At 45.0% G+C, this 11776-nt stretch carries 11 protein-coding genes; 7 read left to right on the top strand and 4 right to left on the bottom strand.

Annotation, left to right across the window (positions count from 1 at the left end):
• Window positions 1–79: 79 nt before the first annotated feature.
• The 5 genes from WA407_RS01030 to WA407_RS01050 all read left to right on the top strand — a co-directional run bounded on the left by WA407_RS01030 (window position 80) and on the right by WA407_RS01050 (window position 4532).
• Window positions 80–397, top strand: coding sequence for a PTS sugar transporter subunit IIB (locus WA407_RS01030; RefSeq protein WP_013312603.1), 318 nt, complete (start codon window positions 80–82; stop codon window positions 395–397).
• Window positions 390–722, top strand: a complete 333-nt coding sequence (locus tag WA407_RS01035) for a PTS lactose/cellobiose transporter subunit IIA (RefSeq protein WP_013312602.1) — start codon at window positions 390–392, stop codon at window positions 720–722. The genes WA407_RS01030 and WA407_RS01035 overlap by 8 nt, the downstream gene beginning before the upstream one ends.
• A gap of 84 nt (window positions 723–806) precedes the next feature.
• Window positions 807–2135 (top strand): PTS cellobiose transporter subunit IIC, encoded by a 1329-nt coding sequence (gene celB / locus WA407_RS01040; RefSeq protein ID WP_322158987.1) that lies wholly within the window; start codon window positions 807–809, stop codon window positions 2133–2135.
• Between the two features lie 72 nt (window positions 2136–2207).
• Complete coding sequence (locus WA407_RS01045; RefSeq protein WP_250262157.1) at window positions 2208–3617, top strand: glycoside hydrolase family 1 protein; 1410 nt, start codon at window positions 2208–2210, stop codon at window positions 3615–3617.
• Between the two features lie 204 nt (window positions 3618–3821).
• Window positions 3822–4532 (top strand): GntR family transcriptional regulator, encoded by a 711-nt coding sequence (locus WA407_RS01050; RefSeq protein WP_039271892.1) that lies wholly within the window; start codon window positions 3822–3824, stop codon window positions 4530–4532.
• Window positions 4533–4625: 93 nt separating this feature from the next.
• On the opposite strand, the gene WA407_RS01055 is transcribed toward WA407_RS01050, so the two are convergent.
• Window positions 4626–6167: a family 43 glycosylhydrolase gene (locus WA407_RS01055; RefSeq protein WP_336076595.1), complete on the bottom strand. Its 1542-nt coding sequence runs from the start codon at window positions 6165–6167 to the stop codon at window positions 4626–4628.
• 329 nt (window positions 6168–6496) lie between these two features.
• Here WA407_RS01055 and hmpA point away from each other — a divergent pair, with 329 nt between their 5' ends.
• Window positions 6497–7726: an NO-inducible flavohemoprotein gene (hmpA, locus tag WA407_RS01060; RefSeq protein ID WP_235306700.1), complete on the top strand. Its 1230-nt coding sequence runs from the start codon at window positions 6497–6499 to the stop codon at window positions 7724–7726.
• Window positions 7727–7838: 112 nt separating this feature from the next.
• Here the strand turns inward: hmpA and serS are convergent, their stop codons facing one another.
• Together serS and WA407_RS01070 are read right to left on the bottom strand one after the other, a co-directional pair.
• Window positions 7839–9128 (bottom strand): serine--tRNA ligase, encoded by a 1290-nt coding sequence (gene serS, locus WA407_RS01065; protein ID WP_235306699.1) that lies wholly within the window; start codon window positions 9126–9128, stop codon window positions 7839–7841.
• Between the two features lie 296 nt (window positions 9129–9424).
• Entirely contained in the window at window positions 9425–9808 is a 384-nt protein-coding gene (locus WA407_RS01070) for an AbrB/MazE/SpoVT family DNA-binding domain-containing protein (protein WP_442952015.1), read from the bottom strand.
• A gap of 383 nt (window positions 9809–10191) precedes the next feature.
• Between WA407_RS01070 and WA407_RS01075 the strand changes: the two genes are divergently transcribed.
• Window positions 10192–10923 carry a hypothetical protein gene (locus WA407_RS01075; RefSeq protein WP_336076596.1) on the top strand — a complete coding sequence of 244 codons (732 nt, stop codon included), beginning with the start codon at window positions 10192–10194 and terminating at the stop codon, window positions 10921–10923.
• A gap of 38 nt (window positions 10924–10961) precedes the next feature.
• Here the strand turns inward: WA407_RS01075 and WA407_RS01080 are convergent, their stop codons facing one another.
• The gene (locus tag WA407_RS01080; protein ID WP_053326394.1) at window positions 10962–11180 is read right to left on the bottom strand and encodes a hypothetical protein; all 219 of its coding nucleotides are present in this window, start codon (window positions 11178–11180) and stop codon (window positions 10962–10964) included.
• Between the last annotated feature and the right edge of the window lie 596 nt (window positions 11181–11776).

Below are 11776 nucleotides of genomic sequence, written 5' to 3' on the forward strand. Positions count from 1 at the left end.
AAAGACTGGATTTATAATTACGCTGTAAACGTTTTCTAGTAGTTAACATCCAATCAGACCTTGAAGGGAAGGAACAATCATGAAGAAAATTTTGCTGGCGTGCAGCTCAGGTATGTCTACAAGTTTGCTGGTTACTAAGATGCAGGATTATGCTAAGTCCATTGGAGACGAGGCTGAAATTTGGGCAGTAGGTCAAGATCAGGCGGCAGAAGACATGGCTAAGGCTGACGCAGTATTGATTGGCCCGCAAATGAGTTTTCTTAAAGGACAGCTGGAAAAGGAAGCAGCCCAATATGGTATTCATGTAGAAGTGATTGACATGATGGCCTACGGGATGGTTGACGGTAAGAAAGCCTATGAGCAAGCAGTGAAGCTGGTGGAACGCAAAAATGGATAAAGTCAATATAGCCGAACTGACGGAAGAGCAAATTAGTTTCCAACTTATTCTTCATAGTGGAAGCGCTCGCAGTAAAGTGATTCAGGCGCTGACCGAATACCGAAATGAGAATGTAGAGGGTGCGGACGAACTGCTCAAACAAGCCAAGCAGGATTTACGTGCTGCACATGATATCCATTTTCAAATGGTTAAGAAGGAAGCGGGAGGGACCCAAACTCCCTTCTCGCTCCTTCTGATGCACGCCGAGGATCATCTGATGTCCACGGTTACCATGAAGGATCTGGTTCTAGAATTGCTGGAGCTGTTCAAATCCAGAAATTTATAACGGAACATGTAAGTTTGTGAAATTTGGGACATGAAAAGCTTGCAACCCTATTGATGCAAGTCACTTCGCGGGGAGGAATAGGCTTTGTTTGAGAAATTAAGCCGGATACTGATACCTATTGCCGGTAAACTGAACAACAACCGCTATCTTACTGTACTGCGTGATGCATTTATGTTGTCATTTCCATTAACAGTTTTTGGCTCTATCATTGTCGTTATTATCAATCTGCCGTTTCTAAAAGATTGGATGGGCGACGGTAAATATGCGACTTTTAACAGTCTGCTGAACATTGCGCCGAGTGCCACCCTGAACATCATGACCTTATTCGTGGTTGTCGGGATCGGCTATTATTTATCCCGAAGTTATAAGGTCGAGCCCATATTCGGTGGCATGATCGCGTTGGTCAGCTTCTTGATGCTCACCCCGTTTGTGCTGACACAAGAAAGCGGTGCCACGATTGCTGGTGTCATTCCGTTGGATCGGATTGGGGCCAAAGGCATGTTCCTTGGCATGATCGTTGCTTTTATAGCTGCTGAAATTTACCGAAGAGTGACACAGCGGAACATTGTTATCAAAATGCCTCCAGGCGTTCCGCCAGCCGTTGCCAAATCGTTTGCCGCTTTGCTTCCGGCGTGTATTACATTGGGCATATTTTTGATCATTAATGTTGTAGTTACACTGACTCTTCATAATAACCTGCATGATCTGATTTATCATGCTGTACAGGCACCTCTGGTGCACTTGGGCAGTGGTATTATACCTACATTAATTGCTATTTTCTTTGTTCAGCTTTTATGGTTCTTTGGGCTTCATGGTCAGATTATTATCAACTCAGTCATGGAACCGATCTGGAATACGCTGGCACTTGAAAACTACGAAGCGTACTCCAAAGGAGCGGAACTGCCGCATATTATCACCAAGCAGTTTGTGGATATTTATACCGTAGGTATCGGTGGTACAGGTATGACACTGGCCGTAGTGCTCACGATTCTGATCTTCCTGAAGAGTAAGCAATTGAAGCAGGTCAGTAAGCTGGCCCTTGGACCGGGTCTGTTTAATGTCAACGAGCCCGTCATATTCGGTTTGCCGGTTGTGATGAATCCGCTTATTTTTGTCCCATGGGTCATTGCTCCAATGATCGTTACGCTGATTACTTACTTCGCCATGTCTACTGGGATTGTACCGCCGCCAAACGGAATACAGGTTCCTTGGACGATGCCGTTGTTCTTTAGTGGAATGATGGCTACGGGATCTCTGATGGGAGGCGTACTGCAGTTGTTTAATATGGCTGTCGTCTTTGTCATCTGGTTCCCGTTCCTAAAAATTATTGATCGGATGAACGTTCGTAAAGAGCAGGAAGAGGAGCTTAACCAAACAGCCATTGCAGGTAAGGATCAAACTGTTGGAATGTAATGTGAATAAGCTGCTAGATTAGCAGCTTATTCATGCAAAAGAGAGAGGAGTAGAGCTGTGAATCATACCGAAATGAAAGATATAGAGCAGCAAACCATTCAATACCGTTTTCCATCCGACTTCTGGTGGGGCTCATCGGCCTCGGCTACCCAGACAGAAGGAACCGTGGAGGGAGACGGCAAAGGACCGAACATTTGGGATTATTGGTTTGAGCAGGAGCCGAACCGTTTTTATGACGGCGTTGGACCTGGCGAAACGTCCCGTTTCTATACCCGCTATAAAGAAGATATTGCACTCATGAAAGAGCTTGGTCACAACTCCTTCCGGTTCTCTATTTCCTGGTCGCGTCTGTTTCCGGCAGGAAGAGGTAAATTGAACCAGCAGGCAGTTCAATTCTATAATGCCGTCATTGAGGAGTTGCATCAGGCGGGTATTGAGCCATTTGTGAACTTGTATCATTTTGATTTGCCGATGGCTTTACAGGAAAATGGAGGCTGGGTGAACCGGGAGACGGTTGAAGCTTACGTGGATTACGCTAACACTTGCTTTGAGCTATTCGGGGATCGTGTAGCCAAATGGTTTACGCATAACGAGCCGATTGTCCCGGTGGAAGGCGGCTATCTATACGATTTCCACTATCCGAATGAAGTGGATTTCGGTAAAGCCGTACAGGTGGGATATCATACCTTGTTATCGAGCGCGAGTGTCATTAAGGCTTACAGAGAAGGCGGTTATAAGGGCAAAATCGGAATTATTTTGAACCTGACGCCGACTTATCCGCGTAGTCAGCATCCGGCAGACGTGCAGGCTGCTGAAATATGCGATGCGTTCTTTAACCGTTCCTTCTTAGACCCATCTGTGACGGGAGAATTCAATCCTTTGCTCGTGGAGCTGTTACGCCAAGAGGGATATGTACCAAGCATGGAAGACGGAGATCGGGAGATTATACGCCAGGGCACTGTAGACTTGCTGGGTATTAACTATTATCAGCCGCGCAGAGTCAAGGCTCGTGAAAGTCTGCCGAACCCAGATGCACCTTTTGTGCCGGAACGTTTCTTCGATTATTACGTCATGCCTGGTCGCAAGATGAATGAGATGCGGGGCTGGGAGATTTATGAGAAAGGCGTTTACGACATCCTGACCAATGTCAGGGAAAATTATGGCAACATTGAATGCTTCATTTCAGAAAACGGAATGGGCGTTCAAGGTGAAGAAAAGTTCAGAGATGAACAGGGTATGATCCGCGATGACTATCGCATTGATTTTATCCGTGAGCATCTCAAGTGGGTTCAACGGGCCATCTCAGAGGGCTCCAATGTGAAGGGCTATCACTTATGGACCTTTATGGACAATTGGTCCTGGACGAATGCTTATAAAAATCGCTATGGTTTTGTGTCTGTCGATCTTCAGAACGGTGGCAAGAGATCCGTTAAACAGAGTGGGCACTGGTTCAAACAGGTGATCGAGAATAACGGATTCTAAGGTGGTCCTCTGGACCGCCTTTTTTTCTTCATCATCATCAAAGAACTGTGCTGTACGCCGCTGGTGAGAAAGTATAATGTTCGGTATACTTACTTATACCGTAATACCTCAATGTCCCCGCCTGCAGAGCCAAAAGAACCAGCGCTACCGATGTTTTTGGTAAAATGCTGACATAAAACAAATTTTAGTACAGGTGGTAGACCAATGAACAAATACGAACGGATTGCACAAGAGGTCAAGAAGCGTATTATAGACAAGACCTATAGCAGTGATGATCCGATTCCCGATGAAATTTCACTGGCCAGTGAGTTCCGGGTAAGTCGGATGACGATTAAGAGGGCATTGGATACGTTGGTGTCGGAAGGGCTGTTGAATCGTAAAAGAGGACACGGAACCTTTATCGTCAAATCGATCTACAATGGCCCGGTTAATGTCGTTGTGAATGAAATGCTGGGGCTGACAAACGTACTGCGCGGGAAAGAAATCAAAAGTAAAATTATAGCCTTTGACGTTCAATTTCCATCTGAAGAGGTAGCGGCGCATCTATTTATTGATGCCAATTCTCCTGTGTATCGTGTAGTCCGTCTGCGTATTGTAGAGGGCGAGCCGTATGTGATAGAGCGCACATACATGCCTACGAAGCTGATCAGCGGTATTACCGAGCAGGTGTTGCACGGCTCAGTGTACAAACATATTAAGGAGGAGCTGGGCCTTAATATTGTCAGTTCACATCGTACCATCCGCGCGTCCAAGTCGACCGAGCTAGATTGGGAGTATTTGGATTGTGGTGCGGATGATCCGGTTTTAGAAATTGAGCAGGTAGGTTATCTGGATACGGGTATACCGTTTGAATACTCATTCTCACGGCATCGGTATGATAAATTTGTGTTTACCACAGTAAATCGGGTACGTTGAGCGAATGAGTACGAAACAGTGGTAAAGCAAACATGGCAGAAGAAGCCTATCTAATATGGGATTCTCCTGCCATGTTCTTTTTAATGAAGCAAGTTAATTGCCAAGCAATCTTACTTCATGCTCCGTCGGGGTATACCAGTTGTTTGGATTATTAAATAACACCGCATTTACAAGATTGATTCGTACGTAACGGGCCTGAAAATTAACTTTGTCACTGGTAAAACCATACGTGGTATTACCTGTGCGGTCAATCGTGGAGTAGTTAACTCCATCCGTGCTGTATTCAATTTTATATTTGTAATACGCTTCAGATCCTTTGTACATAAACCATGAAATATCCACTTCGCTGATGGTCTTGGTACTGCCCAAATCGACCTGCCACCAAGCGGGCCAGGATGCGGAAGTAGCTTTCCACGAGGTTTGGGCGTTGCCATCGTTCGCCAGTGAAGCTGGAGAACTGGATGCGGCTGAGCTCGCAGTCGCCGTTTTGCCCTGTGCGTGATTCACAAGGGACGGTAGGATTACTGTGCCTGTCGCAGCATCCAGATCCCAGCTACTGTACCAGTTCAGGGTTGCTGTTTTATTGGAGTCATTCAGAGTTAGTGGCAACCAGATGAATTTGTGGTCGCTCAGATTGAGCGGATTCCAGCGGTCGCCCATATAGATGTAGCTGGTTCCTGCGCTACCCGTAATCGTGGCGATGGAATGGATTTGCGAGCCGTAAGCTGCCGGATCACCGAAGGGCGACAGAGCAGACCAGCTTCCAGTTATGGAACTGGCGGTTGCGTAAGCGCCCTGATTCGGATACCAGCCGGATGCCTGCGAGGTGAACAGGTAGTAGGTATTGTTCTTTTTCACAACAGCAGGAGCTTCGCGATAGCCATTTTCAAAAATCCAGCCAACGAACGACTGTACGCCTGTATAATCGGCTGTCAGCTTGAAGATCGCCATCGTATCGTTGGCGCCGCCATTTTTACGGGAAGCCGTAATAAGGTAGCCGCTACCGTCAGTATCCGTGAACACCGTCATATCCCGAGACTCGTAATTCAGCGGGCGGAAGCTGCCTTGGTAGGCAAAATTTCCGTCGGGTGTATCGCTGGTAGCGACGGCTACACGACCGAGTGAGTAGTCCGTGCCATTTTCATAGTGCGCCCATAGTACATATTTTCCGGTGGTTTTGTTGTAGATGACTTTGGGACGCTCAATTTTGCTCGAATTCAGCTCAGGGGCGGAATCTTTGGTGAGAATACTGCTGCGGAAGGACCAATTTTTCAAATCGGTTGAGGTATATACGTTCACTTTTTCAAATTTCCAGTTTTCGGCGTGCTCGCCGTACCAATAATAAGTAGAACCTACTTTTAGAATATTACCGCTGTTCGCCTGAATCGGGTTACCTGCGGTGTCTTTCCAATCCGTTCCGTTCGTAATGGCTGTGCTTGCTGTTGCGCTCAGGGATAGTTCAGCATTGGCGACGTCCAAACCATTCAGCGCTTGGTTCACCTCGGTCCCGTAGGTTGCTTGCGTAACGCCTGTTGTATGGGCATGTGCTGTATCGGGTTGAAGACCCGCACTGGCCACTGCGAATAGGATACAAATCCATGCGGCTAACCATTTGCTGCTGTTGATCCACTTCACGATATCATCTGCCTCCTTTAACACGGATAGGATAGGCCGAAACGGCTTGTCCGGCACTTCATCTTCGATTTTATCCTATTTGGAAGCGTTTACAAGTGGAATAAATTGAGGTCTTTAGCATGGTGAAAGCTCGTCAGTTATGTGGGAAGTATTTGTAATTGTGCGTTTTGTCATTGACACGTTCACATTATTTCAAATTTAAAGTGACTGGAATCACATAAACGGTTACTTTATGTGGGTATACTGGGTTTTAAATTGAGGATTAACAAATGGGACATATGTTGAAATACCCTTTGTTATCTTATTTTGGAGAGAAGAGGGATACAAAGATGCTAAGTGAGCAAACCATTGCAACGATCAAATCGACTGTACCTGTTTTGGAGGTACACGGAACTACAATCACCAAGCGTTTTTACCAGATGATGTTTGAGGCCCATCCCGAGCTTCTCAATATATTCAATCACGCGAATCAGAAGCAAGGACGTCAACAGGGAGCGCTGGCCAATGCTGTATATGCGGCTGCACAGCACATTGACCGCCTGGAGGAAATTATTCCGGTGGTACGCCAGATTGCACATAAGCATCGCAGTTTGGGAATTAAGCCCGAGCATTATCCTATCGTCGGAAAATATCTGCTCGCTGCGATCAAGGACGTACTGGGAGATGCTGCTACAGACGAGATCATTGCCGCATGGGCCGAAGCCTACGGTGTGATCGCTAACGTATTTATAGACATGGAAGCTGAAATGTACAAGGAGGCTGGACAGCAGCAGGGAGGCTGGTCAGACTTTAAGAGCTTTGTTGTGCAGAAAAAGGTTAAGGAAAGCGACCAAATTACGTCCTTTTATTTGGTGCCGCAGGATGGGCAGGTGTTGCCTGAATTCGAGCCTGGACAATATATCAGCTTAAAGATGGAAATTCCGGGCGAACACAATACCCACATCCGTCAATACAGTCTTTCAGATGCGCCAGGCCAATCTCACTACCGGATATCTGTAAAGCGTGAGGATGCTGTAGAGTCCCGCCCGGCAGGTAAAGTATCCGTGTATCTGCATGAGCAGGTGCAAGAGGGCGATGTGCTTCAAGTATCTGCACCGGCGGGTGATTTTACGCTGGATCGGACAGATCGCAGACCTGTCGTGCTGATCAGCGGTGGGGTCGGGCTAACCCCGATGGTTAGTATGCTGGCTTCTTTGGTGAAATCTGCTCCGCATCGGCCTATCACTTTTGTCCACGCAGCAGTCAATGGGGATAACCATGCTTTGCGTAATGAGGTAGAAAAGCTGGTCGCCACACATGCACAGGCTGCAGTTCGCTGGTGTTACAGCAGACCAACGGAGCAGGATCGGCTGGCACAGGCTTTTCACAAGGAAGGCCGTTTGGATCTGGCCTGGTTACAATCCGTGATACCGGATCGGAACGCCCAATATTATTTTTGCGGCCCTGAGGGATTCATGCAATCGGTATACGGCCTGTTGAAGGAGTGGAATATCCCTACTTCGGATATCCACTATGAATTCTTTGGTCCTGCCAGCGCATGGGAAGCAGAAGCACAATGACACAATGAAACATCAAAAAAGACGAAGGATATTTATCCTTCGTCTTTTTTGCGATGATTATAATCGAAAATCCTGCTCATTGGGTACTACTTTTCAAAGTGCGCTCCTGTTTTCATAACAAGGGAGTACGCAAAAATTCCATACCTCGCGGCATATATGGGCGTAAGGCCTCCGGAATACGGATCGAACCGTCCTCTTGCTGGTGATGCTCCAGCAACGGAATCAGAATCCGGGGTGAAGCGACCGCTGTGTTGTTGAGCGTGTAACAATATTTCAGCTTGCCGTCCGCATTGCGGTACCGGATGTTGGAACGGCGTGCCTGGAAATCAAGCAGCTGGGACGACGAATGTGTCTCGCCGTAAGCTTGGCGGCTGGGCATCCATGTCTCGATGTCCACCTGCTTGTAGGTTTTTTGCGCCATGTCGCCTGTACAGACAGCCATCTTGCGATAAGGCAGCTCCAGCTGTTGAAGCAAATCTTCCGCATTGCGCGTAATTTCTTGAAACATCTGCTCCGAAGCGTCCAGGCTGGCTTCGCAGATGACGACCTGCTCAACCTTGGCAAACTGGTGCACACGATACAGTCCGTGCACATCTCTTCCGGCTGAGCCGACTTCATTGCGGAAGCATACGGACACGGCAGCCAGCCGAATCGGGTCGGTAACATCCACGATCTCACCGCTGTAATACGAGACTAGCGGCACTTCCGAAGTGCCTACAAGCCACTGATCCTCTCCTGTGATGCGGTACGTCTGATCCAGTCCGAGCGGGAAGAAACCAGTGCTGCGCATCGCCTCTGCACGTACCATCAGTGGAACGTCCAGTAACTGGAAACCACGTGCAGTCAGCAGATCCACCGCAAGCTGCTGCACAGCCCGATGCACTGCAACCCCTGCTCCCGTCAGATAGTAGTTACGGGTACCGGCTGTTTTGACACCCCGAGGGACGTCGATTAGCTTATGAAGCTCACCGAGCGCCATATGATCCTTTGGTTCAAATCCGAAGTTTGGAACTGGCCCGACCCGCTCCAGTTCTACATTATCGTCATCCGATCTTCCCCGTGGCGTATCTGGCGATACGATATTAGGCATCAGAAGCAAAAGCTGTTGAAACTGTTCCTCTACTTCCTGTTGCGGGGCTTCCAGAAGATCTAGCCGTTCGTTAATTTCTTTGACCTGCCGCTTTGCCCCTTCTGCCTGTTCACTCTTGCCGGCATGGATTAGCGCGCCAATATCCTGACTACACTGATTACGCTTCTGTCGAAGCTGTTCGACTTCCTGAAGTAGCTGTTTTCTCTGATCATCCAGGGTCAACAGCTCCACGACCGATACCTGTATTCCTTTGCCGTCTGCTGCTGTCTGAACTTGCTCTTGATGCTCTCTGATCCATTTGATATCCAACATGACACCGCACTCCTTTTCGGATAAAAATACAAAAAGCGCCCTCATCCACATGGGACGAGGAGCGCTTTGATCTCGCGGTGCCACCCAAATTGACCGGACAGCATGACAGATGTCATGACTCTCCAATCCACTTTGCTCCGCTGTAACGGGCGGGTCCGGTTTACTTAGGTACATATCGCCATATCCTACGCTAACGTATGGTCCTTGGCGTAAACGCCTCCGAGTTGGATGCTCTTCACAGGCATAATATCGTTTGCTTTTTTGTTAGTATACGGATTTTCGGCAGGTTAATCAAGCTACAACAACTTTTTAAGCTGCGATATACGGACTTGTGACACGCCAAGCCATTGTGCATATTCGCCCTGCTTGGCATGGGGATGCTCATGCAGAAGTTCCCTTAGGTGTTGGATTAATTTTTGTGATGATTGGTTTACTCTCTTTCCTTTGTGCACAGGTTTCTTAGCCATTGGAGCAGGAGTGCGGCTTACGGCTATATTTTCTTTTAACTCTTGTATACAGGTCTTACATAAAAGTGAATCCCTAAAATAGGTCAGATCTTCATCAGCATTACATAGGTTACAAGCGACCCCGATATACTTTCGCATACTCAAAAAAACCGTTTCGATATCCATATAAAATTCTATAGGATCGCCAACATCTATCCCCATAGACATCCGCATTTCTTTAGGAATAACGATTCGTCCTAACGAATCTAAAATCTATCCTTTGACCTAAAGGAAATGGCAATTCCATCTTGTTAAAAGCTTTGGAAGGTTAGCTATCTAGGAGAGGGGATTCATTTATAGGGGATTATTGAATTTTATGGTAGGTAATTAGAAGTTTTGTGATACAATCATTATTGTAAATATTTCCTTTGATTAAAAATTATAATAATAATTAAATATTTTTGGCTATGTGGTTTCTCATGCAAATTTCTTCACTCTACTTTTTACTCGATTACATAACATTACATACTCATATATTTATTAGCGTTGTTAGTCACCTTTTTTGTAAGCTTCTATGCAAAAAAGTTCTATAAAATAATATTATTGGAGGGATTGCTTTGAAAAAGAAAAGTATTGCATTGTTTGCTCTATCATTAGCTCTATTTTCTGTTCCGGTTGTATCTGTTGCAAATGCTGAGGTAACTAATTCTAATGTTGCTGTTAGTGAGTCAGCTACTTCACAGCCTGAAGTAGTTAAAGCCTACATAACTACAGAGAGTGGTTTGGAAGAAATCTCGTTAAATGAGTATCAAAGGCTCCTTTCTCAAGAACAGCCACAGACAGTCACAGCTCAAGTTTATGATAGCGGAAATAGGATTAGTCCAATGGCTGATACTGGTCTTGACTTTGTTTTTAAGCGTAAATTAATTCAATCCGCATATTATCCTCAACAATTACAAGTAGATCAGAAAACCGATATAACTGACTATATTAAAAATTCAAGTAAAACTACCACATTAACGCAAATGGTAGGTTGGTCAAAAAGTTTTTCGTGGAGTGCGAATATGACCATTTCCGCTAAATGGAATGACGCAGTAACTCAAGTTCTAGGAGGTGGCTGGTCGACTACTGAAACCCATCTTTATAATAGTTCTCTAACTGTTCAGCCTGGATATCAAGCGAAACTACAATTCACCCCTATTTATAAAGTAGTTAGAGGGGATCTAGTTGGTTATAATTATGTGGGCACGGTATTAGAGCGTATCAAAAATGTTACCATTAAATCACCTGTTAAACTTGCGGGTGGTAAAGTACAAGGTGTTGTCACAGTAGTAGAAAGAAGGCTCTAGTACTTAAATTATTAAGTTATAATGTAAAAGAAGAAGGCCTAGGCCTTCTTCTTTTTTTTCAAATATCCATATTCACTTATAATTAAGTAAGCTACTCCAATAATCAAAGCCATTACGGCAAAAACTTTTAAAGAACCAAACGGAGCATAAAAAGGATTTAACTGCCCGGCTCCTGTAATTGCTGCACAAAGATAATAAGAAGAATACAATATAGCAGATATAAAACAGAATATTGTTCCTGTCGCAGCCCTATTCATTGTCATCATCCTTTATAATTTTATGTAATATATCCAAAAAATATAAACATGATTATTATAATCCAAAAGGTTGCGCACATCAACTTTTGGAGATTATCAATATTCATCACTTCTTTTCCCCTCTCAGTCATCCTGACAGAATCAAAACGAAGGATGAATTATTTGTGAAAAAACTTCAGTCAAAGAATGAAGTGGTTTACAATGTTCCAGAGGCTACAGATAAAACCAAAGTAATTATTGCATATGACGTACTTATGTTAAGGAAGAATAACAATCGTTAAAATTTACACTCATTACAAAAAATAAGAAAGCTAATTTTAAGTGACATGCAGAAAGCTCTAAAGCCTGTGACGACTTTCATGAAAAAGTATTAATTTTGTGTAAGGAAGAATCCTAACAGGGTTCTTTCTTTTTTTGTGGAAATCTAGAACGCTTAGATAAATCTGAACTACACACTCTACTTTATTTCTTTTTATGACTTACTTTTTTCATCATGATCCTTCCAATAAAAATAAATACAAAGAAAGATTAAGATAAGTGGAAATAAGTAAAAAGCATCATTAAACCCTGAGGAATGGGTGACTCTTAAATAGTAT

It is taken from the genome of Paenibacillus sp. 203 (genome assembly GCF_037027525.1).
In the GTDB taxonomy this organism is placed as follows: Bacteria; Bacillota; Bacilli; order Paenibacillales; family Paenibacillaceae; genus Paenibacillus; species Paenibacillus polymyxa_B.

Excerpts from the sequence above, each read along its gene's own strand:
- WA407_RS01030 (WP_013312603.1), top strand. The coding sequence starts at position 80 with ATGAAGAAAATTTTGCTGGCGTGCAGCTCAGGTATGTCTACAAGTTTG.
- WA407_RS01035 (WP_013312602.1), top strand. The coding sequence starts at position 390 with ATGGATAAAGTCAATATAGCCGAACTGACGGAAGAGCAAATTAGTTTC.
- WA407_RS01045 (WP_250262157.1), top strand. The coding sequence starts at position 2,208 with ATGAAAGATATAGAGCAGCAAACCATTCAATACCGTTTTCCATCCGAC.
- WA407_RS01050 (WP_039271892.1), top strand. The coding sequence starts at position 3,822 with ATGAACAAATACGAACGGATTGCACAAGAGGTCAAGAAGCGTATTATA.
- hmpA (WP_235306700.1), top strand. The coding sequence starts at position 6,497 with ATGCTAAGTGAGCAAACCATTGCAACGATCAAATCGACTGTACCTGTT.
- serS (WP_235306699.1), bottom strand. The coding sequence starts at position 9,128 with ATGTTGGATATCAAATGGATCAGAGAGCATCAAGAGCAAGTTCAGACA.
- WA407_RS01070 (WP_442952015.1), bottom strand. The coding sequence starts at position 9,808 with ATGCGGATGTCTATGGGGATAGATGTTGGCGATCCTATAGAATTTTAT.
- WA407_RS01080 (WP_053326394.1), bottom strand. The coding sequence starts at position 11,180 with ATGAATAGGGCTGCGACAGGAACAATATTCTGTTTTATATCTGCTATA.